At 31.0% G+C, this 23756-nt stretch carries 23 protein-coding genes, 2 tRNA genes and 1 pseudogene; 12 read left to right on the top strand and 14 right to left on the bottom strand.

The window, feature by feature from the left end; all coding sequences use genetic code 11:
• Window positions 1–10 precede the first annotated feature (10 nt).
• Window positions 11–1162: a DUF2920 family protein gene (locus AJ881_RS07140; protein ID WP_070285353.1), complete on the top strand. Its 1152-nt coding sequence runs from the start codon at window positions 11–13 to the stop codon at window positions 1160–1162.
• Between the two features lie 13 nt (window positions 1163–1175).
• On the opposite strand, the gene AJ881_RS07135 is transcribed toward AJ881_RS07140, so the two are convergent.
• From AJ881_RS07135 to AJ881_RS07115, 5 genes are read right to left on the bottom strand one after another with little or no spacing between them, the layout of a single operon-like run.
• Window positions 1176–1397 carry an acyl carrier protein gene (locus AJ881_RS07135; protein WP_070283065.1) on the bottom strand — a complete coding sequence of 74 codons (222 nt, stop codon included), beginning with the start codon at window positions 1395–1397 and terminating at the stop codon, window positions 1176–1178.
• Entirely contained in the window at window positions 1397–2458 is a 1062-nt protein-coding gene (locus AJ881_RS07130; RefSeq protein WP_070283067.1) for a beta-ketoacyl-ACP synthase III, read from the bottom strand. Before AJ881_RS07130 ends, AJ881_RS07135 begins: the two co-directional genes overlap by 1 nt.
• A complete protein-coding gene (locus tag AJ881_RS07125; protein WP_070283069.1) occupies window positions 2448–4010 on the bottom strand; it encodes an HAD family hydrolase in 1563 nt (520 codons plus the stop codon). Before AJ881_RS07125 ends, AJ881_RS07130 begins: the two co-directional genes overlap by 11 nt.
• Complete coding sequence (locus AJ881_RS07120; protein WP_070283070.1) at window positions 4010–4918, bottom strand: class I SAM-dependent methyltransferase; 909 nt, start codon at window positions 4916–4918, stop codon at window positions 4010–4012. Before AJ881_RS07120 ends, AJ881_RS07125 begins: the two co-directional genes overlap by 1 nt.
• A complete protein-coding gene (locus AJ881_RS07115; RefSeq protein WP_070283072.1) occupies window positions 4912–5136 on the bottom strand; it encodes an acyl carrier protein in 225 nt (74 codons plus the stop codon). The genes AJ881_RS07120 and AJ881_RS07115 overlap by 7 nt, the downstream gene beginning before the upstream one ends.
• A gap of 90 nt (window positions 5137–5226) precedes the next feature.
• Between AJ881_RS07115 and AJ881_RS07110 the strand changes: the two genes are divergently transcribed.
• A complete protein-coding gene (locus tag AJ881_RS07110; RefSeq protein WP_044780594.1) occupies window positions 5227–5970 on the top strand; it encodes an AAC(3) family N-acetyltransferase in 744 nt (247 codons plus the stop codon).
• Here AJ881_RS07110 and AJ881_RS07105 read toward each other — a convergent pair.
• The 4 genes and pseudogenes from AJ881_RS07105 to dcd form a co-directional block, all read right to left on the bottom strand.
• Window positions 5953–7269: pseudogene (locus AJ881_RS07105) on the bottom strand (DUF4910 domain-containing protein). The gene AJ881_RS07110 and the pseudogene AJ881_RS07105 sit on opposite strands and share 18 nt — an antisense overlap.
• Window positions 7262–8392, bottom strand: a complete 1131-nt coding sequence (gene pseC / locus AJ881_RS07100) for a UDP-4-amino-4,6-dideoxy-N-acetyl-beta-L-altrosamine transaminase (RefSeq protein WP_070283074.1) — start codon at window positions 8390–8392, stop codon at window positions 7262–7264. Before pseC ends, AJ881_RS07105 begins: the two are co-directional and overlap by 8 nt.
• Before the next feature lies 1 nt (window position 8393).
• The gene (gene pseB, locus AJ881_RS07095; protein ID WP_070283076.1) at window positions 8394–9398 is read right to left on the bottom strand and encodes a UDP-N-acetylglucosamine 4,6-dehydratase (inverting); all 1005 of its coding nucleotides are present in this window, start codon (window positions 9396–9398) and stop codon (window positions 8394–8396) included.
• A 49-nt stretch (window positions 9399–9447) separates the two neighbouring features.
• On the bottom strand, window positions 9448–10008 hold the full coding sequence (dcd, locus tag AJ881_RS07090) for a dCTP deaminase (RefSeq protein ID WP_070283077.1): 561 nt from the start codon (window positions 10006–10008) through the stop codon (window positions 9448–9450).
• Between the two features lie 145 nt (window positions 10009–10153).
• On the opposite strand from dcd, the gene accB reads away from it, so the two are divergent.
• On the top strand, window positions 10154–10609 hold the full coding sequence (gene accB / locus AJ881_RS07085; protein ID WP_002861982.1) for an acetyl-CoA carboxylase biotin carboxyl carrier protein: 456 nt from the start codon (window positions 10154–10156) through the stop codon (window positions 10607–10609).
• A gap of 1 nt (window position 10610) precedes the next feature.
• Window positions 10611–11942 (top strand): acetyl-CoA carboxylase biotin carboxylase subunit, encoded by a 1332-nt coding sequence (locus tag AJ881_RS07080; protein ID WP_070275047.1) that lies wholly within the window; start codon window positions 10611–10613, stop codon window positions 11940–11942.
• Between the two features lie 36 nt (window positions 11943–11978).
• On the opposite strand, the gene salC is transcribed toward AJ881_RS07080, so the two are convergent.
• The gene (salC, locus tag AJ881_RS07075) at window positions 11979–12794 is read right to left on the bottom strand and encodes a peptidylprolyl isomerase SalC (RefSeq protein WP_070283078.1); all 816 of its coding nucleotides are present in this window, start codon (window positions 12792–12794) and stop codon (window positions 11979–11981) included.
• 64 nt (window positions 12795–12858) lie between these two features.
• Here salC and gltX point away from each other — a divergent pair, with 64 nt between their 5' ends.
• The 4 genes from gltX to AJ881_RS07055 are packed head-to-tail and all read left to right on the top strand — an operon-like array spanning window position 12859 to window position 16787.
• Window positions 12859–14250 carry a glutamate--tRNA ligase gene (gene gltX, locus AJ881_RS07070; RefSeq protein ID WP_044780588.1) on the top strand — a complete coding sequence of 464 codons (1392 nt, stop codon included), beginning with the start codon at window positions 12859–12861 and terminating at the stop codon, window positions 14248–14250.
• Window position 14251: 1 nt separating this feature from the next.
• Complete coding sequence (locus AJ881_RS07065; protein ID WP_044780586.1) at window positions 14252–15487, top strand: malic enzyme-like NAD(P)-binding protein; 1236 nt, start codon at window positions 14252–14254, stop codon at window positions 15485–15487.
• Entirely contained in the window at window positions 15484–16110 is a 627-nt protein-coding gene (gene upp, locus AJ881_RS07060; RefSeq protein ID WP_002861977.1) for a uracil phosphoribosyltransferase, read from the top strand. Before AJ881_RS07065 ends, upp begins: the two co-directional genes overlap by 4 nt.
• 5 nt (window positions 16111–16115) lie before the next feature.
• Window positions 16116–16787: a menaquinone biosynthetic enzyme MqnA/MqnD family protein gene (locus AJ881_RS07055; RefSeq protein WP_044778991.1), complete on the top strand. Its 672-nt coding sequence runs from the start codon at window positions 16116–16118 to the stop codon at window positions 16785–16787.
• Here AJ881_RS07055 and AJ881_RS07050 read toward each other — a convergent pair.
• Window positions 16784–17434, bottom strand: a complete 651-nt coding sequence (locus AJ881_RS07050) for a potassium channel family protein (RefSeq protein WP_070283079.1) — start codon at window positions 17432–17434, stop codon at window positions 16784–16786. The genes AJ881_RS07055 and AJ881_RS07050 overlap by 4 nt on opposite strands.
• A gap of 10 nt (window positions 17435–17444) precedes the next feature.
• Window positions 17445–18788: a TrkH family potassium uptake protein gene (locus AJ881_RS07045; RefSeq protein WP_070283080.1), complete on the bottom strand. Its 1344-nt coding sequence runs from the start codon at window positions 18786–18788 to the stop codon at window positions 17445–17447.
• A gap of 139 nt (window positions 18789–18927) precedes the next feature.
• Between AJ881_RS07045 and AJ881_RS07040 the strand changes: the two genes are divergently transcribed.
• Window positions 18928–19003, top strand: a tRNA-Phe gene (locus tag AJ881_RS07040).
• Window positions 19004–19112: 109 nt separating this feature from the next.
• On the opposite strand, the gene AJ881_RS07035 is transcribed toward AJ881_RS07040, so the two are convergent.
• Together AJ881_RS07035 and AJ881_RS07030 are read right to left on the bottom strand one after the other, a co-directional pair.
• Window positions 19113–19189, bottom strand: a tRNA-Ile gene (locus tag AJ881_RS07035).
• 54 nt (window positions 19190–19243) lie between these two features.
• Window positions 19244–20344, bottom strand: a complete 1101-nt coding sequence (locus AJ881_RS07030; RefSeq protein WP_002861973.1) for an FtsW/RodA/SpoVE family cell cycle protein — start codon at window positions 20342–20344, stop codon at window positions 19244–19246.
• 77 nt (window positions 20345–20421) lie between these two features.
• On the opposite strand from AJ881_RS07030, the gene AJ881_RS07025 reads away from it, so the two are divergent.
• Genes AJ881_RS07025 through trmB form a run of 3 tightly spaced genes read left to right on the top strand, consistent with a single transcriptional unit; the run spans window position 20422 to window position 23748 of the window.
• On the top strand, window positions 20422–21390 hold the full coding sequence (locus AJ881_RS07025; RefSeq protein ID WP_044780130.1) for an RluA family pseudouridine synthase: 969 nt from the start codon (window positions 20422–20424) through the stop codon (window positions 21388–21390).
• Window positions 21335–22570, top strand: coding sequence for a fibronectin type III domain-containing protein (locus AJ881_RS07020; RefSeq protein WP_083259465.1), 1236 nt, complete (start codon window positions 21335–21337; stop codon window positions 22568–22570). The genes AJ881_RS07025 and AJ881_RS07020 overlap by 56 nt, the downstream gene beginning before the upstream one ends.
• Complete coding sequence (trmB, locus tag AJ881_RS07015; RefSeq protein WP_070283082.1) at window positions 22570–23748, top strand: tRNA (guanosine(46)-N7)-methyltransferase TrmB; 1179 nt, start codon at window positions 22570–22572, stop codon at window positions 23746–23748. The genes AJ881_RS07020 and trmB overlap by 1 nt, the downstream gene beginning before the upstream one ends.
• Window positions 23749–23756: the final 8 nt, after the last annotated feature.

The following is a 23756-nucleotide window of genomic DNA, read 5'->3' as shown; positions in this document are numbered from 1 at the left end:
AGGCCTTTATATGCTCATAAATCAAACCTTTGAAATTGATTCTTGTGATGATGTAGAACTAGGCATTAAAAGAACCAGTAAGCTTGAATATCGCATCAGTTATGATGATGAAAAAGATCTCAAAGCTATAGTTTTTGTCATAGGAGGTTATGGAACTAATGCAAATATATATTTTTTAGATTCTTATAGAAATTATATTGCTAAAAATTTTGATGTAGTGACAATAAATGTTTTTTATCATTGTTTTTGTCAAAGACGTTCAGATGTTTTAAAATACGATGCAAGTGCAAAATTTTTAGAAGAAGATCTGGAAAATTTTTCTAAAGTATTGAATGATTTTAACATTGATGGCAGAAATTTAAATTCTAATAATGCTTTAGAATATTATCATCATTTAGATCATTGTATTACTACTTTAAAATTACAAGGAAAACTAGTACAAAATTATCAAGCGAAATTTACTTCAACTTTTATCCCACCTAATGGAGATTATCAAAATTTTGGTATTATGGCAGCTATTGATCATATCAATGCTTTAAAAGATTTAGTTAAACGCTTTCCAGAATTTGCAGATTTACCAAAAATTTATGGGGGTGGGTCTTATGGAGGATACTTATCTTTACTCATAGCAAAGATAGCTCCTTGGTATGTGGATGGTGTGATTGATAATTCAGGTTCGGCTTTGCCGCCTTTAAATTATATTTTAGGAAGAGAAATGGAGAACGGTTGTGATTATGTATTTAATGATCCAAATACTCTAATAGAATGTTTTGTAAAAACCCATTGGACACGTAAAGAAAATTCACCTTATTTTTTTAATAATAAAAATATTATTTATGTGAGTTATCATAGTAAAGAAGATCCTTTAACTCCAGCAAATTTTAAAGAACAAACCATGCAAATATTAAAAATTTTAGGTTACGATGTAACCTTAAATTTGATAGATGAAAATAAAATTGATGGAAAATTTATTAAAAATTTAGATCATGGTTGTGGTATACCTGATAAAGCCTTATTTAGAAAAGAACTTCCTTTAATGCTTGAAAAACTACAAGGAAAAAAATCTTTTATGCGAGAAAATTCCATCTCTTATCCTTGTGGAAATAAAGTGTTTATATTTAAAGATGCGGGAGATAAATTTGAATTAGAGATAAAAGATTAAAACCTTAAAGGTTTTAATCAAGCTTTGCTAAATTGATTAAATCACTCACTTTTTGACAATTTTTCAAGTCCTCGGCTGTGATTTTTAAAGCAAAAAGATTTTTATAAAGCACCATCACAGATACAAAAGCCAAACTATCCCATTCATCTATATCATCAAGTAGTATATCTTCATTTAAGTCTTCATCTCTATGCATAGCTTCTTTAAGCTCTTCTAAAAATTCAGTTTTTGTCATTATTTCTCCTTTGTGTAAATTAAAATATCTTTTGTGTATAAATCCTTGAAATTTAACACCGCACTTCCCCAGCTAAGCCCTGCACCAAAAGCACTTAAACTCGCTTTAAATTCTTTTGGAGTATCTAACTCGCAAAGTAGGGCAGGTAGCGAACAAGCACTTAAATTAGCGTATTTTTCCATGATGAAATTAGGAACTTTATCATCATTAAGTTTTAATTCTTCTTTAATACAATCAACCAAATACGCATTAGATTGATGAAAAAGATGAAAAGCAATGTCTTTTTCTTCTACCTTGGAAAATTCTAAAATTTCTTTAAAGCTTTTAGGTTCGCATTCTAAAGCCATATTAAAAATATTTGCTCCGTCCATGTAAAGATTTTCTAATTGTCTAAATTCCTCAGTTTGCATGAGCGAATCATTGTTAAAAATATCTGCTTTAGGTATTCTCATCGCACCTTTTGGAATGATGAGTTTATCAAAATATCTCCCATCGCTTCCAAGTTCAAAAAAAGCTTCATTAAAATCCGTTTTTTCAATCAAAGTTGCGCTTACTCCATCGCCAAAAATTGGGGCTAAATTCATATTTTTAGGATGGATGAATTTGCTTAAAGTATCCCCACAAATGAGTAAAATTTTACCTAAGCCACTTTGTATTAAAGAATGAGTGACAAATAAGCCATATAAATACCCTGCACAAGCTTGTCCCAAATCAAAAGCTATGGTTTTAGAACTTAAATTTAAAAGCTGATGTAAATAACAAGCCGTAGAAGGCATGAAAAAATCAGGACTTTGAGTTACTACAATGAGTGCATCAAGGCTATTTTTATCTATATTTAAACCTTGCAAAAGTGTATTGGCTGCGTGTTTTCCAAGATCGCTTACACAAGTGTTTTCATCGCAAATATAACGCGTGTTTAAGCCTATGACTTTTTTCATTCTTTTAAGGGTTTTGATATCGTTTGAAAAAACGCTCTCTAACTCATCATCAATGCAAATTTTATGTTCAGGTACGCTTACGCAAATGCCTGAAATTTTGGCTTTATCAAATTTAGTTTTCATGGATTATAAGTCCTTTAAAATTTAAATTTTGAAATGAAACAAGGGCTGAGTTTTTTTCAATTTCTTTAGAAATTTGTTCTAAAAAGCTTAAAAATGGCATATTTCTTTCGCCTTTTTGATAGTAAAGCCTTGCATTATTGTTTTTAAGATCAAAGAAATTTAAAGCTAGTTCAAAGGCTTTAAAAAACATTCTAGTTTCAAGTTTTCTACCTAAAGCCCTACAAGAAATACAAAGATCATCGATAAATAAATTTCCTTCTTTGCAAGAAAAAACAAAAATAGCGATAATCCCACTATCACTTAATTTATCACTCATGCTCACACTTACAATGAGTTCTTTTTGCATGTGTTGTGCGACTTTTTCTTGATTTAAGCGTGTGTAATTAGCGATAAATTGATTGGTTTTTCCTAAAAGTTCGCTAATGCGAGGGATATTTTGCAGATCATTTTTGCTAAAATTTAAGCTGATTTCAAGATTTTGAAAATATTCTTCATCGCTTAAACTTTTAAGCTCGTCTCTTAAAGCATTGGCTGCTATATCTTTGGCACGAATTTGATCTTCTTTGGTATTTGAAAGTTTTAAAAGATTAGGAAAAAGCTTGATTTTATAAAGTATATTTTCATCGCATAAAAGTGTTTTAACACCTGTAAATTTGGTATTTTCAAGCTCGGCGATATTATCATCTATAAAAAGCATGGCATTAGTATTTATATTAAATTTTTTAGCAATTTTTAAGATATTTTCACTTTTTGGTTCCCAATTGATCATTCTAGCATCAAAATCATCCCATTGCAAGATGAAATCTTTCCTTATTTCAAAAAGTTTTTTTGTGTCTTTTTCTTCATTTTTTGAAGCTAGGGCAAGTAAAAATCCTTGTTTTTTAAAAGTTTTAATTTTTTCTTGTAAGGTTTTGTGCAAAGGACTTAAATTAAGATTATCTATACCCTCTTCACCTAAAATTCCTTGATACAAGGTATTATCAAGATCAAGTACAAGAGCTTTAAGAGCAGGTTTTATGAGTGCAGGGATGAGGCTAAGTCCTAAAATTTGTGCTAAAAAAATCAAGGCTTTATTATTAAGTTTAGAGCCTGTAAGTTCTTCTTTAGCTAAGTCTAAAATATCTTCTTCATCAAAATACTCTTTTATGAGTTTTTCCACATTAAAAATTTCGCAATTTAAAATTTTTTTATCTGTTTTAAATTCTCCTAAACTAAGGACTAAAATAGGGCTTTGTGAAATTTTTCTTAATGCTAAAAGTCTTTCTTCTAGAAAATTTTGCACATTATTTTTATAACGGGTTAAATCCAGCCATAAAAGTTCTAAACTAGCTTCTTTAAAATTATCAAAACTTAAGCTATCATCATAAGAGCTGAAATTAAACTCAGCTTTTAAATTGGCAAAATGTAAAAAAGGAGTAATGATACTTTGCACTCCTTCAAAAGCATGATTTCTATGGATATTGATAAGAAGATCTTGACTTTTACTAAAGTCTAATTCTTTGGCAAATTTTATAAGCTCATTGCGTTTTAAATGGGGTGAGAAAAGATTCATTATTTTTCCAAAACCACTGCCATAACAATAGCATTTTTTGTTTTTAATGCTTTTTCTAAAGAATAATTATTTGCCATAAAATATTCACATTCTTTGATTTTTAAACCTGCATTTTTAAGCAAATCTTTAACTTCATCAGGATGGGAAAATAAATAAATATGGTCAATAGCAGGAGCGTTGATAGGGATGGTTGCAAAAATTTCTCCACCATCATTAAGTAAAGTTTTCACATCTTTCATAAACTGTAAAGGTTGCTCTACGTGCTCCAAAACTTCTCCCATTACAACTAAATCTGCTTTATTGTTGAAATTGCATTTAGTGAAATCTTTACATATAAAATCACATTTAAAATTATTTTGATTAATTGCTCCAAATTGATTTTCTACCATATCTTTGCTCATTTGACAACTTATAGGAGAAATATCTATTCCATAATATTCTATAAATTTTTGACTTCTTAGTGCTTTAACAAAAAATTCTCCATGACCAGGACCGATTTCAAGATAAGTGCTTTTTCGATCTTGTTTTTTATCTATATATTTAGCAAAATATCTTCTAACTTCAATATGAGCATTCCAAATAAAAGAAGATATAGCAAGTCCCACCATGTATTGCTTCATATAATTTTCATTGAAATATACCATATTTTCTACTTCTGCTAAAGTGCTATATCTATATTTTCCAAATTCTATAAAATATTTAGTTTCTTCTAGAGTGTCATTGAGTACAACTATATAACTTTTAGCTTGTTCTTCTAGATTGATGTTCAATGTATCTTTATAATAGATGATAAGTTTTTCTAAATCATTATACTCTTCATCTGAAAGTTGTAATCCATCTAAACATTTTTTATGCAAAGCATTTTTTTCTTCTATGAGTTTAAATAGTTTTTTAGTATTTTTTAACATAATTTTTCCTTAATAGCTTTTAAAAGTTCATTTTGAGATTTTAAGAGGCTTAAATCTTCTTTGTTAAATTTGATTTCAAATTCTTCTTCTAGGCTCATAATGATATCAATATGAGCTAAAGAAGTCCAGTTTTTACAATTTTCCATGCTTAAATTTGTATTTTCATCTACTTTGATTTCAAGGATATTTTCTAAAATTCCATAAAATTGTTTTTCCATTGTATAGCACTTTCTTAAGAATGTTGAAAATTAATATATTGTATCATAAAATTTTTCATTAATTATAAAATATTTTATTTAGGTTTTAACATGGAAAAGATAATACGATTTATAAATTTCTTAGAGTTAAATAAAGATGATTTTATTTTATTTACAGGGAATTTAATGCAATTTTTGCAAAATATAGATGGAGATAATAGAAAAAAATTAAATTTTTTATTAGATTGTATGAAAGATAATGTAGATACATTAGCTATTCATACTTTTAATTGGGATTTTTGTAAAGGTTTGGCATATGATATTTTAAATTCTAAATCACAAACTGGAGCTTTAGGTAATATAGCTCTTAAAAGAGATGATTTTAGAAGAACAAAACACCCTATTTATTCTTTTGCGGTTACTGGAAAATTTCAAAAAGAACTTGTTGCACTTGAGAATAAAGGAGCTTTTGATAATAATTCTCCCTTTGCTTTTATGTATAAAAATAATACAAAAATGATTATTGTAAATTTGCCTTTGCAAGATTCTTTTACCTTTGTGCATTATGTGGAAGAATGTTTAAAAGTGGATTATCGCTTTAACAAAAGTTTTGAGGCTTTATATACAGATGAAAAGGGATTTACGCAATTAAAAACTTATGATATGTTTGTTCGCAAAGATGGAGTTTTAACGGATGTTAATGGTTTGGAAGATCTTTTTATAAAAGAAAATGTGATGGAACTTAAAAAATTTGAAAATCTTTGCATTAAGAAAATTGATTTATCTAGGGCATATGACATAATTGTTAAGGATATTAAAGATAATCATGCTAAAAATTTAATGAGTTATGCTTAAAAGTTTATATTCTAAGATTTTTACCAAAAGCTCTTTAAATTCATAAGCTTGCATATTTAAGATATTGGCTATATCGATGATATCATTCTCTCCATCGCAGTAAGCTAGAAAATTACAAGCCAAAGGAATGTCATTGGCAGTGCTAAGGGTATGATATAGTCCTCTTTTGCCAAGATTAGGTTCGCATACTATGGTGTTTTCATATACAGCGTTGATTTCTAGATTTAAAATCATTTCTTGTATGCTTGAAAGTCCACCCATTAAGCCTTTTTCAGAGATAAAATTGAGATCATCTTTTGAGTTATGATATCCATCATAGTCACCGTATCTTGTGCGACATACCCCTACTATGCCAAGATTTACAAGCGGAGCATTGTATTGTCTTTCATCGCTTCCACGATCTAGAAAACTAAAAGCTTTGAAATTTTTTTTATTTTTAAGCGTATGCAAGGTAACTTTATCACTTAGAGTGTTTTTTTTGGGTGTGTGTATGAGTGAGTAAGCATGATCATCGCCTAAGCAAGAAAGCGCAAAGCCTGCTTTAACATGTTTTTTTAAATGCTCTAAATGTTTGCTAAGATAGACTATAGAGCCTATGGTTTCAGGGATGATTACAAAGCGGTAATTATATCTTCTTTCTTTTAAACTCAAAAGCCATTTTGCTAAAAAAATAGCCACCACAGGACCACTAAGCTCGTTATTTGCCATGGAAGGATGACAAAGATAAGTTGAAATTAAAATTTCATCTTTTGAATTTTGTGTGCTAGGTAGGATAAAATCAGCATAGTCCAAAACCCCATTTTCATCATGTTTTGCATCGATATAGACCTTGTATTTGCCTTTTTTAAGTTTTTTTCTTTCATTGTGCGTGAGACAAAATCCTCAACGCCTTTTGTAATAACTCGTTACATAAGGAATAGCATCAGGCATTTCTTCTATGGAGTAAAGATGATCTTGAAGTTCTTCTAGTTCGATTTCTTGATCGATGGCTTCGCTATAGTTTAGAAGGTGTAGATTATGCTTTTTAAAATCACAAATTTTTTCTCCTTCTGGAGTAATGATATAGGCTTCTTTGGCGTTCCATTCATCAGGGACTATCCAGTCAAAAACCTTTGTACCACTTTTAATAGAGTGAAATTTGAGTATACCCCCCCCCAGAGTTTTATTTAAAATTTTTAAGCTAGCTCTAAAACCTTGCCCTGTGATGCTTCTAGGGATAGGAAAAAGTTCACAAGCTAGTTCATACATAGCCTTTCCAGTTTGGCCAAAATCTTGACTTCTAAAGTCTAGCTTATCCACAATATCCCTTTTTAACTTTTTCAAGAGTGCTAAATAAAGTATCTTTTACAAATTTTGCATCTTTTAGATTCATTTCTTGATGACAAGGTATGCTAAGCTCGGCTTTGTAAAAATTATCCGCATTTTGGAGTCTGATTTCTCCTAAGAGTTTTTTATAAAAACTAAACTCATAAGTCGGTTTATAATGCACCTGTACACCAACTCCTGCATGAAGTAAGTTTTCAAAAAGTTCTTCTTTTTGACAATAAAATTCAGGAAAAAGCAAAATAGGATACAAATGTCTCGAGCTTTTTTTATAATCTTTGATTTTTATCGTAGAAAAATAAGGATTTTTTTCAAATTCTTTATCATAAAATTTTGCGATTTCTTCTCTTTTTTCAAGATTGTGATCGAGTTTTTTAAGCTGGTTTATCCCTAAAGCACAAGCAACATCACTTAAGCGGTAATTATAGCCAAGTTCTACCATATCACTATCCCAAAGCCTTTTTTTAATTATGCCATGGCTTCTTAAAAGCTTGATTTTAGCGATAAGCTCTTCATTATCACTCACCACGGCTCCACCTTCAAAAGTAGTGATGGGTTTAACAGGATGAAAAGAAAAGATAGAAAGATCGGCTTTTTTTCCTACTTTTTCACTTTTATATAAGGCGCCTAAAGCATGGCTTGCATCATCGATTAAAGGGATATTGTATTTTTTAGCAAGGTTTGAAATTTCATCTATTTCAACGCTATTTCCCCCAAAATCCACCACGCTAATAGCTCCTATATTTTTACTATCTTTTAAAAGTCTTGCTTCTAGTTTTTTTTCATCGATATTGCCATCGTTTTTAATGTCGATAAACTCTACCTTAGCTCCAGCTATTAAGGCCGCATTAGTCGTAGCAGCGAAGGTTAAAGGGGTGGTTAAAACGATTTTTTCTTGGACACCTAGTGCCGTGTAGGCAAGATGAAGGGCTGAAGTAGCTGAATTTAATACACAAGCATGTTTTACACCCACATATTCGCAAAGGGCTTCTTCAAATTCATCTACCTTTTTACCCCCTGTTAAAATTTCATCTTTTAAAGCTTTTGTAAGCGTATCTATATCGCTTTGATCGATGTTTTGATGAGAATAAGTAAGCATTTTAAAAACCTTCAGTGTGATTGATGATTTCTAAAAGTTCTTTTTCGCTTGCCCATAAAGGATTATTATCCGAACTATAAGAAAAACCATCTTTTACTTTTTGCCCTTTTTCACCTAGGGCATTGATACTAAAGTCATTATCTTTATCCACAAGTTTAATACTCGGACTTATAGCATAGTAGTTTTTAAATTCGTAGGTTAAATGACTATCATCGCTTGAAATCATGATTTCATGTAGTTTTTCTCCTGCTCTTATACCTATGATTTTATGACTTAAATTAGGAGCTAAAGCATGGGCTAGATCGGTGATTTTCATCGAAGGAATTTTAGGGATGAAAATTTCTCCTCCGTGCATTCTTTCAAAATTACTCAGCACAAATTTCACTCCATCTTCAAGAGAGATCCAAAAACGAGTCATTCTTGTATCGGTGATAGGAAGTTCTTTAGCTCCTTCGCTGATGAGTTTTTTAAAGAAAGGCACTACTGAACCTCTTGAACCTACAACATTGCCATATCTTGTAACGCTAAAGCGTGTTTGTTTATTGCCTGCTATGTTGTTTGCAGCGACAAAAAGCTTATCGCTTGCAAGTTTGGTTGCACCGTATAAATTTACAGGATTGCAAGCCTTATCTGTGCTAAGAGCGATACATTTTTTAACTCCATTTTCAAAACAAGCGTCGATGACATTTTGCGCACCGTGTATGTTTGTTTTTATACATTCCATAGGGTTATATTCAGCAATAGGCACATGCTTCATCGCAGCAGCATGTATAACAAAATCCACATCACGCATAGCAGCACTTAAACGCTCTTTATCTCTTACATCTCCTATGAAATAACGCATACAAGGAGCATTAAAAACGCTTGCCATTTCAAATTGTTTAAGCTCATCACGAGAATAAATGATGATTTTATTAGGTTTATAATTTTCTAGCAAAACCTTAGTATAGGTTTTTCCAAAAGAGCCTGTTCCGCCTGTGATTAAGATATTTTTTTTGTTAAACATTTTGCCTTCCTTTGCTTAAGTTTTTTTAAAATTAAAGCAACAAGTGTTCCTATTTTAAAATTCTTGGCAAGGTTATGCCAGTTTGGGCTTGATACTTGCCTTTTTTATCTTTATAAGTGGTATCACATTTTTCATCGCCTTGTAAAAACAACACTTGTGCTATGCCTTCATTGGCATAAATTTTTGCAGGTAAAGGCGTAGTGTTTGAAATCTCTATAGTGATATGTCCTTTAAAACCTGGTTCAAAAGGAGTAACATTGACGATGATACCACATCTTGCATAAGTGCTTTTGCCAAGACAAATAGCTAAAACATCATCAGGCATTTTAAAATACTCTATAGTTCTAGCTAGGGCAAAAGAATTTGCAGGAACTATACATACATCACCTTCAAAATCTACTACATTTTCTTCTACGAAATTTTTTGGATCTACTACGGTTGAATTAACATTGGTAAAAATTTTAAACTCACGCCCTACGCGTATATCGTAGCCATAACTTGAAAGTCCATAGCTTATTACACCTTTTCCTATATTTGCTTCGCAAAATGGCTCGATCATCTTGTATTCTAATGCCATTTTTCTTATCCAGTTATCTGCTTTTAAGCCCATTTTTAACCTTTTAATATTTGTAATTTTTTATAAGGATTATAACCTAAAAAATCTATATTTTTTATGATTTTTTTCTTTTTTAAAGTTAAATTTCAAGTTTTTTTATATAATACAAGATTAAGTTCTTAAATTTTAGGAGAATTTTATGACAAAAGAAGAAATTAAAGAGTTAGTAAACCTTTTTGCTGAAGCAAATATTAGTAAAATTAAGATCAAAGAACAAGATGGTTTTGAAATAGAACTTGAAAGAGATATGTGTTGCGATGTTCCAGCTCCTGTTTGTCCTCCAGTTCCAGCTCCACAACCTATCAATGTAAGTGTTGTAAATGAAGCTCAACCTAGCCAAAATGCAAAATCAAACAAGCCAAGTATAAACAGCCCTATGGTGGGAACTTTCTATCAAGCTCCAAGCCCAGGTGCAGCACCTTTTGTAAAAGTGGGTAGCACGGTTAAAAAAGGCGATACTATAGCTATTATCGAAGCGATGAAAATCATGAATGAAATTGAAGCGGAATTTGATTGCAGGATCGCTGAAATTTTAGTTGCTGATGGTCAGCCTGTAGAATTTGGAATGCCTTTATTTGCGGTGGAGAAATTATAAAATGGAAATTAAAAGCATATTAATTGCTAATCGTGGAGAAATAGCACTACGCGCTTTAAGAACGATTAAAGAAATGGGTAAAAAAGCAATTTGTGTGTATTCTGAAGCAGATAAAGATGCTTTATATTTAAAATACGCTGATGCAAGCATTTGTATAGGAAAAGCAAGAAGTTCTGAAAGTTATTTAAATATCCCAGCTATTATCACAGCAGCTGAAATTGCTGAAGCAGATGCGATTTTTCCAGGATATGGATTTTTAAGTGAAAATCAAAATTTTGTTGAAATTTGTGCTAAACATAACATCAAATTTATAGGTCCTTCTGTAGAAGCTATGAATTTAATGAGTGATAAATCAAAAGCTAAACAAGTAATGCAAAGAGCAGGCGTGCCTGTAATCCCAGGAAGTGATGGGGCTTTAGCAGGAGCTGAAGCAGCTAAAAAACTTGCTAAAGAAATAGGCTATCCTGTGATTTTAAAAGCAGCTGCAGGTGGTGGTGGTCGTGGTATGCGTGTGGTTGAAAATGAAAAAGATCTTGAAAAAGCGTATTGGTCAGCTGAAAGCGAGGCTATGACAGCATTTGGCGATGGAACTATGTATATGGAAAAATATATTCAAAATCCGCGCCATATAGAAGTGCAGGTTATAGGAGATAGTTTTGGTAATGTGATTCATGTGGGTGAAAGAGATTGTTCTATGCAAAGACGCCATCAAAAACTTATCGAAGAATCTCCCGCGATTTTGCTTGATGAAAAAACACGCACTAGGCTTCATGAAACTGCTATTAAGGCAGCCAAAGCTATAGGATATGAAGGTGCGGGAACTTTTGAGTTTTTAGTTGATAAAAATTTAGACTTTTATTTTATAGAAATGAATACGCGTTTGCAAGTTGAACACTGTGTAAGTGAAATGGTAAGTGGGATTGATATCATAGAACAAATGATTAAGGTGGCAGAAGGTTATGCCTTGCCATCTCAAGAAAGTATTAAGCTTAATGGGCATTCTATAGAATGTAGAATCACGGCAGAAGATTCTAAAACTTTCTTGCCAAGTCCAGGTAAGATTACTAAATACATTCCACCCGCAGGACGCAATGTCAGAATGGAAAGTCATTGTTATCAAGACTATAGCGTGCCTCCTTATTATGATTCTATGATAGGTAAGCTTGTAGTTTGGGCAGAAGATCGCAATAAAGCTATTGCAAAAATGAAAGTAGCTTTAGATGAGTTACTTATAAGTGGGATAAAAACAACCAAAGAATTTCATCTTTCTATGATGGAAAATCCTGATTTTATTAATAATAATTACGATACAAATTATCTTGCAAGACATTAAAATTTCCCTATTAAAGGGAAATTTTAATTGTAATTTTTATCTTAAATATTCTATATTGATTTTAGAGTGGAGTTTATCAAAATAATCCTGTATGAAATTTTGTCTTTGTTCGCTTACATAAGCGTTTAAAACTTCATTTTTAACTTGTTCGTATTCAGGAGTTTGTGCTCCATCTTTGCTTTTAACTTCATAAAGTTCATAGCCATTTTTTCCATTTAAAACAGGGGAAAAGCCTCCAACAGGAATTTGCGATAAAAGCCCTAAAAGTCTTGGATCGGCATTGCTTGTGTTTAAAGATGCATTTTGTGGTTTAAGGATTGTTTTTTTTGTATTTTTGATATTTTCTAAAGTTTGAGGATTGTTTGATAAATAAATATTTGCATTAATTTGTGTATAAAAAGTGAATTTATCTTTATTTTGTTCGAAAAATTTTTTTGCTCCATCATCACTAAAATCAGTTTTTGCCATACTTGCGATTTTTTCATAAAGCTTTCTTTTTTCTAAATCTTTTTTTAAATTTGCACGAAATTGTTCATAGCTTTGATTTTTGGATTTTAAATTTGCTTTGAAAGCATTTAAAGTAGTTTTGTTTTGAGCAAGCATTTTATTTATAGCATCATCAAGCTCTAGATCATTGACTACAATACCCAGTTGTTTCATTTGTGAAATTTCCATTTTTTCATTGATGAGTACGCCTAAAGCTTGATTTCTATCAATTTTAAGTACTTTCATAGTTTGATCTATATCATAAGTTGTAATAGGCTCTTTGTCTACAACTACAGCTATAGCATTAATGGTATTTGCACTAGCTAAACTTGCAAAAAATGCAAAACTTAATAAAATTTTTTTCATTTCAAACCTTTATTTAAGTATAAATATCGCATTATATCAATAAAAATTTAAGAAAAGGCAAAAAATGCACGAAAAACTTACAACGCGTTTTGCTCCAAGCCCAACAGGGTATTTGCACATAGGTGGACTTAGAACAGCTCTTTATAATTATTTATACGCTAGAAAAAATGGTGGAAATTTTTTACTTCGTATTGAAGATACGGATTTAAAAAGAAATTCCAAAGAAGCTACTAAAGCAATTATCGAAGCTTTTAAATGGTGCGGTTTAGAACATGATGGAGAAGTAACTTATCAATCAGAGCGTTTTGATCTTTATAAAGAATATGTCAAAAAGCTTTTAGATGAAGACAAGGCGTATTATTGTTATATGAGTAAAGAAGAATTAGAAGAATTACGCGCCAAGCAAGAAGCCGCCAAAGAGCGCCCAAGATATGATGGAAGATATAGAGAATTTAAAGGCACGCCACCTCAGGGTATAGAACCTGTTGTGCGTATTAAAGCACCTCAAAGCGGCGAGATTATTTTTGAAGATGGGATTAAAGGCGAGGTAAAATTTAAAGCAGAGGATATAATGGATGATTTTATCATTGCAAGAAGTGATGGAACTCCAACTTATAATTTTACTGTTGTTATTGATGATGCTTTAATGGGAGTAAGTGATGTGATTCGTGGGGATGATCATCTTTCAAATACTCCTAAACAAATTGTACTTTATGAAGCATTGGGTTTTAAAATTCCTAAATTTTTTCATGTGGCTATGATACATGGAGAAGATGGTAAAAAGCTTTCAAAAAGACATGGGGCAACTGATGTCATGGAATACAAAGAAATGGGAATTTTACCTCAAGCTTTGCTTAATTTTCTTGTGCGTTTAGGTTGGAGTCATGGTGATGATGAGGTATTTTCGCTAGAAGATTTGAAAAAACTTTTTGATCCTTATCATATTAATAAAAGCGCATCTTGTTATAATGCTAAAAAGCTTGAATGGCTTAATACTCATTATATTAAAACTTTACCTTTTGAAGAGATTAACCGTCAGCTTAAAGATCTTGGTTTTGATTTATCTGTTTATGAAAAGGCAGGATTTTTACTTGATTTATTAAGAGAGCGTGCAAAAACCTTGCATGATATTATCAATGGTGCAAAAAGCATAGTTAATACGCCGCAAAATTATGATGAAAATGCAGTGCAAAAATTTGTTAACGAAAATAATTTAGAATTGCTTCAAGCATTTGCTAATACACTTAAAGATCAAAAAACAGGTAAAGATTTTGAAGATTTTACAAATGATTTTTTAGAAAAAAAAGAAGCAAAGTTAAAAGATTTGGCTCAGCCTATACGCATAGCTTTAACAGGGAGTGCGGTAAGTCCTAGTATTTTTGAAGTATTAGAATTTTTAGGGGTTGATGAGTGTAAAAAAAGAATAGAAAATTTTTTAAAAGTTAGAGGAAAATAAAATGAATTTAAAAGAAGAAGCTTTAAAATACCATTTAGGTGGGAAAATTGATATTGTCCCAAGTAAGCCAATGGCTACAAGTCATGATCTATCTTTGGCGTATAGCCCAGGAGTTGCAGAACCTTGCCTTGAAATCGCTAAAGATAATGAGCTTGCTTATACTTATACAAATAAGGCTAATTTGGTAGCTATAGTTAGCGATGGTTCTGCTGTTTTAGGACTTGGAAACATAGGAGCACAGGCTTCAAAACCTGTTATGGAAGGTAAGGCTTGTTTGTTTAAAAAATTTGCAAATGTTAATGCTTATGATATAGAAATTGATGTTCATAGTGTGGAAGAGATTGTAAATTTTTGCAAAGCTTTGGCTCCGACTGTGGGTGGGATAAATTTAGAAGATATAGCTGCTCCAAAATGTTTTGAAATTGAAGCGGCTTTGCAAGATTTAGGAATTCCTGTAATGCATGATGATCAGCATGGAACGGCTATTATTTCAACTGCGGGACTTATGAATGCTATGGAGATAAGCGGTAAAAAATTTAAAGACATTAAGGTGGTTGTAAGTGGCGCAGGTGCCGCAGGTATAGCAAGTGCTAAGATGTATAGAAATTTAGGGGTCGAAAATATTATTTTAGTAGATAGCAAAGGTGTTGTTTCTAAGGATAGAAATGACTTAACTCCTCAAAAGCTTGAATTTGCTGTTGATTCTAAGGAAAAGACTTTAAAAGAAGTTTTAAAAGGAGCTGATGTTTTCCTAGGACTTAGTGCGCCAAAAATTCTTGATGATGAAATGGTTTTAAGTATGGCAAAAGATCCTGTAATTTTTGCTTTGGCAAATCCTATCCCTGAAGTGATGCCTGAAGATGTGGCTAGACTTAGAAAAGATGCGATTGTAGGAACAGGAAGAAGTGATTATCCAAATCAAATCAATAATGTTTTAGGTTTTCCTTTTATTTTCCGTGGGGCTTTAGATGTGCGTGCAAGTAAAATCACTGAAAATATGAAAGTAGCTGCTGCTAAAGCATTAGCAGATCTTGCAAAACTTCCTGTAAGTGATGCAGTTAAAAAGGCTTATAATTTAAGCGCTTTAGAATTTGGAAGAGAATATGTTATACCAAAACCTTTTGATGAAAGAGTAAAAGCTGCAGTAAGTACAGCTGTAGCAGCAGCTGCGGTAAAAGATGGTGTGGCTAAGGTGAAAAATTTTAACGAGAAAGCTTATTTTGAAAGCTTAAAATGAAAAATATTCATTGTATCAATCATCCATTGATCGAACATAAATTAGGAATTTTAAGGGCTAAAGAGACAAAGCCCTTTCAATTTCGCATGTTAATCGATGAAATTTCATCTTTTTTGCTTTTTGAAGCGAGTAAAGATTTTTCTTTAAAAGAAATTGAAATTTCAACACCTATACAAAAAACTACAGTAAAAAAACTTGATGAAAAAATTATGATTTGCCCTATTTTAAGAGCTGCATTAGGAATGCTTGAAAGTGTTTTTAAGATGATTCCTGATGCAAGTGTTGGATTTTTGGGATTTGTAAGAAATGAAGAAACTTTAAAGGCGGATTTTTATTTTCAAAAACTTCCCAAAGATGCAAAACAACGCACCGCTATTGTCATAGATCCTATGTTTGCTACAGGTGGAACTGCTATAGAGGCTTGTAATTTTTTAAAAAGCCAAGGAGTTAAAAAAATAAAATTTATATCCATACTTGCTACTCCACAAGGTTTGCAAAAATTTAGCCAAATGCATGATGATGTAGAAGTTTTTGTGGCTTGTATTGATGAAGGTTTAAATGAAAAAGGTTATATTATACCAGGACTTGGAGATGCAGGAGATAGAGTGTTTAACACTCTTTAAAAGAGATGATTTTTGGAAAAATTGATTATATTAATCTTTTGCCTTTACATATATATCTTAAGAAATATCCCTTACCTAATGGTTATAAAGCAAGCATGGAGTATAAAAAAGGAGTTCCAAGTAAGCTAAATAAAGATTTATTTTATAGAAGAATTGATGCAGCTATCATTTCAAGCATAGAAAGTGCTAGAAAAAAATATAAAAATTTAGATTTGGGTATCTGTGCTAATAAAAGAGTTTTAAGTGTTTTAGTAGAAAAAAATACATCAAATGCTAAAGATCCAAGTTCAGCAACTTCAAATGCTTTAGCTAAAGTATTAAAACAAGATGGAAAAGTAATTATAGGTGATAAGGCTTTAAAGCTTTATCTAAAAGATTCTTCTAAATATATCGATTTATGTGCAAAATGGCACGAAAAAACAGGGTTGCCTTTTGTTTTTGCTAGATTCTCTTGTGTGCAAAAAAAAGCTTTATATAAACAAATTTTGAAAAAATTTCCAAAAACAAAGATTAAAATTCCTTATTATATACTGCAAAATTATGCCAAAACAAGGGATTTGGATATAAAAGATGTTAGATATTATTTAGATGAAGTTATATATCATAAAATTTCTACTAAAGAAAAAACAGCCTTAAAGCGTTTTGTAAAGGCTTGCAAGGCTTTAAATCTTGATTAGTATTCAAATTCTCTAAGTTCTTTAACTGTTCCAAGAAGTATTACAACATCTCCACTATAAACTGTTGTGGTTTCTAAATCAGGCAATATTTCCCAGTCGCTATTTAATTTTTTATAAGAAATCACTTTCATATTTTGTGCTACATGTTTTAAAGAATTTCCTGCTAGTTTTTCATCTATATTGATCTTAATAGCTCGTATAGTATTTGCTGAAAGATCAAAAACTTCATAATCGGCATCTTTGGTTAAAAATTCTTTTACTAGTCTTTTAGCGCTTTCTTTTTCAGGATAAATAACCTTTGTTGCGCCTAACTTAGAAAGAATTTGACCATGGATATTAGAGGTTGCTTTGGCAATGATATTTTTAACACCTATATCTTTAAGTGCCATAAGAGTAAGGATTGATTTTTCAACATTTTCTCCTATACTAACAATAACAACTTCAACATCATGAAAGCCTGCTTCTTTTAGGGCTGAAATATTTGTAGAATCTAAAATATAAGCATAGCTTGGAGGATTTTGTATACTTTTTAAAGCTTCCTCATCTTTATCCGCAACGATAACAGTATGACCTCCAATAATGAGTTCATCTGCTACAACTGAGCCAAATTTTCCAAGTCCTATAATTCCATAATTAAGATTTTTCACGATTTTACCTTTATAAATTAACTTTTCCTTCAGGGAATTTTAAATGAATAGCTTTGTCTTGTTTGAATACCGAGAGTAAAAAAGCAAAAACACCTATCCTGCCACTTAGCATCATAATGATGATAATCACCTTGCTAGGATCACTAAATAAAGCGCATAAAGATAAATTTCCGCCATTTCCTACTGAAATTCCTACGGTTGCAAAAGCTGAAGAAGTTTCAAAAAGCAAGGCTATAAAATCAAATTTTGACTCTAGCAAGGAAAGCAAAATAACAGCTATTACTATATAAACAGCTGAACCTACAGCTATAATAAAAGCTTTAGATATAGTTTCTCTTGGAATTTCATGTCCAAAAATTCTAACTCTTCCATCGCGGATACTCCAATAAGCATAGAGTAATAAAACCATTACAGTTGTTACTTTCATACCCCCAGCTGTCCCTCCTGGTGCACCACCAATAACCATAAACAATGATCCAAAAAATAAGCTCGCATCATGCAAATGTCCCATATCTAAGGTGTTAAATCCTGCTGTGCGGTAATTAATAGCGATAAAATATGAGCTTAAAATTTTATCAAAAAATGAAAAATGTCCTATAGTTTGAGGATTTGAGTATTCAAAAGCAAAAATAATAAGCGTTGAAGAGAAAATAAGAAAAATACTTGCAATAACAACCATTTTTGTATGTAGGCTTAAATTTTGCAATTTTTTTCTTTGAAAAAAGTATAATTCAACCAAAACAAAATATCCAAGCCCTCCAATAATAATCAAAGAAGTGATAATAAGATTAATTGCTATATCATGTTTGTAAGCTATAAGTCCATGTTCAAATATGGTAAATCCAGAATTATTAAAAGCACTAATAGAATGAAAAATTCCAAACCATAAAGCTTTCTTAAAATTCATTTCAAGGGCAAAACGCATGGTAAGAAGTATAGCACCTACCAATTCTATAGTAAAAATGAACAGTAAAACCTTTTTAAAAAATTTAAATAAACCATCCATTGATGGATAAAATAAAGACTCTTTTAGTAAATTTCTTGCACTAAAACCAACTTTTTTGCGTATGAGTATATAAACAAACAAACCTATACCCATATATCCCAAGCCTCCAATTTGCACCAAAGCTAAGATAATAATTTGTCCTGCTAAGGTAAAATCAACCGCAGTGTTCTTAACTGCTAATCCTGTCATACTAACAGCAGATGTGCTTGTAAAAAAGGCATCTAAAAAATCAATAGGAGTTGTATGTGCCCAGCTTGAATGTAGCAATAAAGCCCCAAACAATGCAATAATAATATAACCAGCTAGTAAAATTTTAAAAGTTCGTCTATCTAGTCCAAATTGTTTCAAAAAATTTCCATTTGATAATGATCTAAAGCGGGTATTCTATCTTATTAAAACTTTAAGGGAAATAAAATTTTATTTTTGTATTTAAACTTAAATTAAAGAAAAAAAGATACAATTACATTTTTACTTTATCAAACTAAGTGGTTGGATAGCTCAGTCGGTAGAGCAGCAGACTGAAAATCTGCGTGTCGGCAGTTCGATTCTGCCTCTAACCACCACTATATCTTTCAAAAAATCACATCACATATTTTTTTACACAAGACCAAAATATTTAAAGGACTAAAAATTATTATTTTAAAGAGAGAGAGTCTATAGCTTATAATAGAATGGTGGATTTAGCAGGACTCGAACCTGCGACCAACCGGTTATGAGCCGGTTGCTCTAACCAACTGAGCTATAAATCCGCCTAAAGTTGAATTAAAAGATAAAATTATATCTTATTAATGCTTAAAAATATTTTATTTAGCCTTTATATCCGTCCAAAAATATCTAAAAGTGATTAAATGCTGTAAAATTCCAAAAAAAATCATAAAAATAGTAAAAGAACTTCCACCATAACTAAAAAAAGGCAAAGGGATTCCAACTACTGGTGCAAAACCTATAGTCATTGAGATATTTACTGCTGCATAAATAAAAATAAATAATGCAACACAATTAATAGCAACTCTAGTAAAATAATCATCTTTAAGTTTATAATTTAAACTAAGTAGATGAAAAATAAGTAAAATATAAAATATAATTAATGTCAATCCCCCAATAAATCCAAATCTTTCTATCATGTAAGCGAAGATAAAATCACTTGTTGAAATAGGTAAAAATTTAAAATGAGTTTGCGTAGCTTCATCTTGAGATTTTCCAGTTAAACCACCATTTCCAATGGCTATCATTGATTGGGCTACTTGATAACTTGGTTTTTCTGAAATAAAATCATGAATTCTTTGTTTTTGGTAGGGCTTTAAAAGATGTGTATAAATAATAGGAGAACTAATGCTTATAGCTATAACAATACTTAACCAAATTTTATAATGAACTCCCATGATAAAAAGAACTCCAAAACCAACAAGTAGTAAAACCATAGCACTTCCTAAATCAGGTTCTTTTGCAATTAGCAAAAAAGGTAAGATGATGTAAAAGCTAAGTTTGATGAATTGTTTAAGTTTGTATCCATTTTTTGGAGGAGGATTTTGATAAATAAGATAAGCAAGCATTAAAATAAAACTAGGTTTAAAAATTTCAGAAGGTTGTATAGTAAAGTGAGTAAAAGGAATTTCAAGCCATCTTTTAGCACCTAATTTTTCAACCCCAAAAATATCTACGCTTAGCAATAAAAAAATATTAATCCAATAAGCAACAGGAATAATCCAAATAAATTTCCTTATGGGAAAGAAGAAAAAAACCATAAAAGCAAACAATCCCACACAGGCATAAACAAACTGTTTTTCTGCTAAAAAAGGATTAGCTTCAAAGATCAAGAAAAATGAAATAAGAATTATGGGTAAAAATAAAATGGGTTGCATATAGTCAAAATGAGTTAAAATTCTTCTATCTAATCTAAACAAAATTTGCCTTCAGTTAGTAATATAAAGCTATAATTATAAACTAAAATTTTAAATTTATCAAAACCTCCAAGGAAAAAATGCAAACTTTTTTAGTAGATGAAAATTCAAGGCTTGATGTGTTTTTGGCTAAAAAATTAAACCAAAGTCGCAATCAAGTTGCTTTACTTATAGAAAAAGATTGCGTACAGGTTAATGATAAAATTCAAGATAAAAATTCATTTAAGCTTAAAAATGGTGATATTATTTCTATTGTAAGTTTAAAGCTTTACGATGAGATAAAACCTCAGTTTGAAGTGGATTTTGATATTGATGTGTTATACGAAGATGAAGATTTGCTTGTTTTAAATAAACCTTCAAATTTAGTCGTTCATGGAGCAAGTAGTGTTAAAAATGCCACTTTGGTGGATTGGTTAATAGAAAAAAAATATACTTTATCAAATTTAGGAGGAGAGATAAGAGCTGGTCTTGTTCATAGATTAGATAAAGATACAAGTGGGGCTATACTAATAGCGAAAAATAATTTCACCCACCAAAGATTAAGCGAACAGCTTGCAGATAAAAGCATGGGAAGAATTTATCTTGCGTTAATTGATTTGCCACTAAAAGAAGATAAAATTATAGTAGAAAAATTTTTAATGCGTTCGCCTTCTAATGCTATTAAAAAAATAGCCATAGATAAGGAAAATAAATTCAGTAAAAATGCAAAATCAGCTTTCATAAATGTAGTAAAAACTGAAAATTTAACTTTGATGGCTGCTAAGCTTTTTACAGGAAGAACTCATCAAATTAGAGCGCATTTGGCTAGTTTAAATCGCCATATTTTGGGCGATAGTTTGTATGGTTATAAGGGTAAGTATGATTGTAGGATAATGTTGCATGCTTATTTTTTGTATTTTATCCATCCAAAAACCAAAGAGCAAATTTTTGTTAAAGCACCTTTGATGGAAGATTTTAAAAACATTATGTTTGAACAAATTAATTTAGGAGAGAATGATGAAAAGATTTCGCTTGAGTTTTTACTTGAGTTTTTTAACTCTTTTGCTTAGCGCTTGTAGTGTTTCGCAAATGAATTCGCTAGCTTCAAGTAAAGAGTCTGCCGTAAATGAAAGCTTACCAAAGGTTGAAAGTTTAAAAAGTCTTAGTGATATGAGTAATATTGCTTTTGAATGGGAGCCTTTATATAATGAAAATATCAAAGGATTTTATTTGTATCGTTCTAGTGATGAAAATCCTGATTTTAAACTTGTAGGCACTATTAAAGATAAGTTTCAAACTCATTATGTAGATACTAAATTAGAGCCTGGTACTAAGTATCGTTATATGATGAAAAGCTTTAATGAGCAAGGACAAATTTCAGAAGATGGCAAGGTTATAGAAGTGAGCACAGCTCCAAGACTTGAAGCTGTTCCTTTTATTCAAGCTGTGACTAATTTGCCTAATCGTATTAAACTTATTTGGCGTCCGCATCCTGATTTTAGGGTTGATTCTTATATTATTGAAAGAACCAAAGGTGATGATAAAGAATTTAAAAAAATTGCAGAAGTAAAAAATCGCTTAAACGCTGAATACATCGATAGTGATTTAAAACCTAATGAAAATTCAAGTTATAGAATTATTGCTGTGAGTTTTAATGGGATAAAGAGTAAGCCAAGCCAGGTTGTAAGTTCTACAAGCAAGGCTTTACCCCCTCAAGTTGAGCATTTAAGTGCTAGCACAGATGGTTCTAATAAAATCATTTTAACTTGGGATGCTCCTACATATGAAGATTTTTCTTATTATAAAGTTTATTCTACGAGCTCAAGCTTCCTTCCTTTTAGTGTTTTGGCAAAGACTGATAAAAATTCTTATGAGGATATAGTAGAAGGGGCAGGTAAAAGCAAGTATTATAAAGTAACAATAGTGGATAAAGATGGTCTTGAAAGTCCTATGCCAAAAGATGGTGTAGAGGGTAGAACTTTAGATAATCCTTTGGCTCCTAGTATTATTTTGGCCCAAAGCACAAGCGAAGGGATAAATTTAGAATGGAGTGATAATGATACTAGAGCTGTTGAATATGAAGTAAGACGCTATGGTGGAGAGCAAAATGCAGTTTTTAAAGGCATTAAAGAAAAGCGATTAAAAGATGTAAAAGCTTTACCAGGGGTGGAATATAGTTATGAAGTTATTGCTATTGATTCGGCTGGGCTTCGTTCAGAACCTTCAAGCAAAGTTAAGGCGGCTCAGTAGTGCCAAATTTTAAAAGCAAAAAGATCAAAGAAATAAATCTGCCTTATAGTAAGGATGATGTTGAATTTCTTTGGCTTGCTAAGAATGATAATGTTAGTCTTATTTATACAAAGGTTCAAGAAGAGAGTTTTTTTCTGCAGATTAAAAAAGCACAAAATGGTTTTGTGATTAAAGGCGATAAACATACAAAACCTTCTAAAATAGGTTATCTACAAAAGGCTTTAAAAATCTTTAAAGAAGGTTTTTGTGAGGATATTATCAATGAAGCTTTTGGACTTAAAAACAATGCTTTAATTGAAAAAACACCATTTATTGTTGATAGCTTTGATGAACTTTTATCTAGACTTCAAGGTAAAATTTATATAGAAATAGGCTTTGGATCAGGAAGACATTTGCTTTATCAAGCAAAAGAAAATCCGAATGTTTTAACTTTAGGGGTGGAAATTTACAATCCAGCTTTAACTCAAGTAGCTAAACTTGCTAAGGCACAAAATGTAAATAATATTTTGCTAATCCAAAGTGATGCGAGATTGTTATTGAGTGTATTAAAATCAAAATCAGTTGAAAAGATTTTTTTACATTTTCCTGTTCCTTGGGACAAAAAGCCTCATAGGCGAGTTATTGGGAAAGATTTTTGCAAAGAATGTGCTAGGGTTTTAGTTCAAAATGGTCGTTTTGAGCTTAGAACAGATAGTTTTGAGTATTTTAATTTTACTTTAGAGCAATTTTTGACTTTTCCTGCGCCAAAATTTAGTCTTAGAAAAAATGAAAATTTAGAAATTTCAAGCAAATATGAAGATAGATGGAAAAAGCAAGAAAAAAATATATATGATCTTTGGGTGTGGAATTTTAACCAAGACTGTAAAAATTATGAGTTAAATGAATTTAATCTCTCATCGGTTGAATTTTCTAGAGAGGATTTAAAAAAAATAGAGCAGAACTTTAAAAATATTACTATAAAAAAAGATAATTTTTTCTTGCATTTTGAAAGCATCTACAAACAAGATGAGAATTTGCTTTTAAAGGTTGCTTTTGGAGCTTTTAATAAGCCTGAACATTGTTATTTACATCTTGATAAAACGATTGATTTTGCTTTTAAAGAACCATTTAAAATTCAAGAAAATATTAAAGCGGTAAATGAATTAAAAGAAATTTTAAAAGTTCAGTTTAAAATATAATTTTTCTT

This window comes from Campylobacter sp. BCW_6460, assembly GCF_001762705.1.
GTDB lineage: Bacteria > Campylobacterota > Campylobacteria > Campylobacterales > Campylobacteraceae > Campylobacter_D > Campylobacter_D jejuni.
The sequence above is the reverse complement of the archived record's forward strand: the minus strand, read 5'-3'. Positions and strand labels throughout refer to the sequence as shown.

Coding starts and splice junctions, on each gene's coding strand:
- accB (WP_002861982.1), top strand. CDS start 10,154: ATGACAAAAGAAGAAATTAAAGAGTTAGTAAACCTTTTTGCTGAAGCA.
- AJ881_RS07140 (WP_070285353.1), top strand. CDS start 11: ATGCTCATAAATCAAACCTTTGAAATTGATTCTTGTGATGATGTAGAA.
- AJ881_RS07110 (WP_044780594.1), top strand. CDS start 5,227: ATGGAAAAGATAATACGATTTATAAATTTCTTAGAGTTAAATAAAGAT.
- salC (WP_070283078.1), bottom strand. CDS start 12,794: ATGAAAAAAATTTTATTAAGTTTTGCATTTTTTGCAAGTTTAGCTAGT.
- AJ881_RS07025 (WP_044780130.1), top strand. CDS start 20,422: ATGCAAACTTTTTTAGTAGATGAAAATTCAAGGCTTGATGTGTTTTTG.
- AJ881_RS07115 (WP_070283072.1), bottom strand. CDS start 5,136: ATGGAAAAACAATTTTATGGAATTTTAGAAAATATCCTTGAAATCAAA.
- AJ881_RS07020 (WP_083259465.1), top strand. CDS start 21,335: ATGATGAAAAGATTTCGCTTGAGTTTTTACTTGAGTTTTTTAACTCTT.
- AJ881_RS07055 (WP_044778991.1), top strand. CDS start 16,116: ATGATTTTTGGAAAAATTGATTATATTAATCTTTTGCCTTTACATATA.
- pseC (WP_070283074.1), bottom strand. CDS start 8,392: ATGCTTACTTATTCTCATCAAAACATCGATCAAAGCGATATAGATACG.
- AJ881_RS07065 (WP_044780586.1), top strand. CDS start 14,252: ATGAATTTAAAAGAAGAAGCTTTAAAATACCATTTAGGTGGGAAAATT.
- AJ881_RS07125 (WP_070283069.1), bottom strand. CDS start 4,010: ATGAATCTTTTCTCACCCCATTTAAAACGCAATGAGCTTATAAAATTT.
- gltX (WP_044780588.1), top strand. CDS start 12,859: ATGCACGAAAAACTTACAACGCGTTTTGCTCCAAGCCCAACAGGGTAT.
- AJ881_RS07135 (WP_070283065.1), bottom strand. CDS start 1,397: ATGACAAAAACTGAATTTTTAGAAGAGCTTAAAGAAGCTATGCATAGA.
- dcd (WP_070283077.1), bottom strand. CDS start 10,008: ATGGGCTTAAAAGCAGATAACTGGATAAGAAAAATGGCATTAGAATAC.
- AJ881_RS07120 (WP_070283070.1), bottom strand. CDS start 4,918: ATGTTAAAAAATACTAAAAAACTATTTAAACTCATAGAAGAAAAAAAT.
- AJ881_RS07080 (WP_070275047.1), top strand. CDS start 10,611: ATGGAAATTAAAAGCATATTAATTGCTAATCGTGGAGAAATAGCACTA.
- pseB (WP_070283076.1), bottom strand. CDS start 9,398: ATGTTTAACAAAAAAAATATCTTAATCACAGGCGGAACAGGCTCTTTT.
- AJ881_RS07130 (WP_070283067.1), bottom strand. CDS start 2,458: ATGAAAACTAAATTTGATAAAGCCAAAATTTCAGGCATTTGCGTAAGC.
- upp (WP_002861977.1), top strand. CDS start 15,484: ATGAAAAATATTCATTGTATCAATCATCCATTGATCGAACATAAATTA.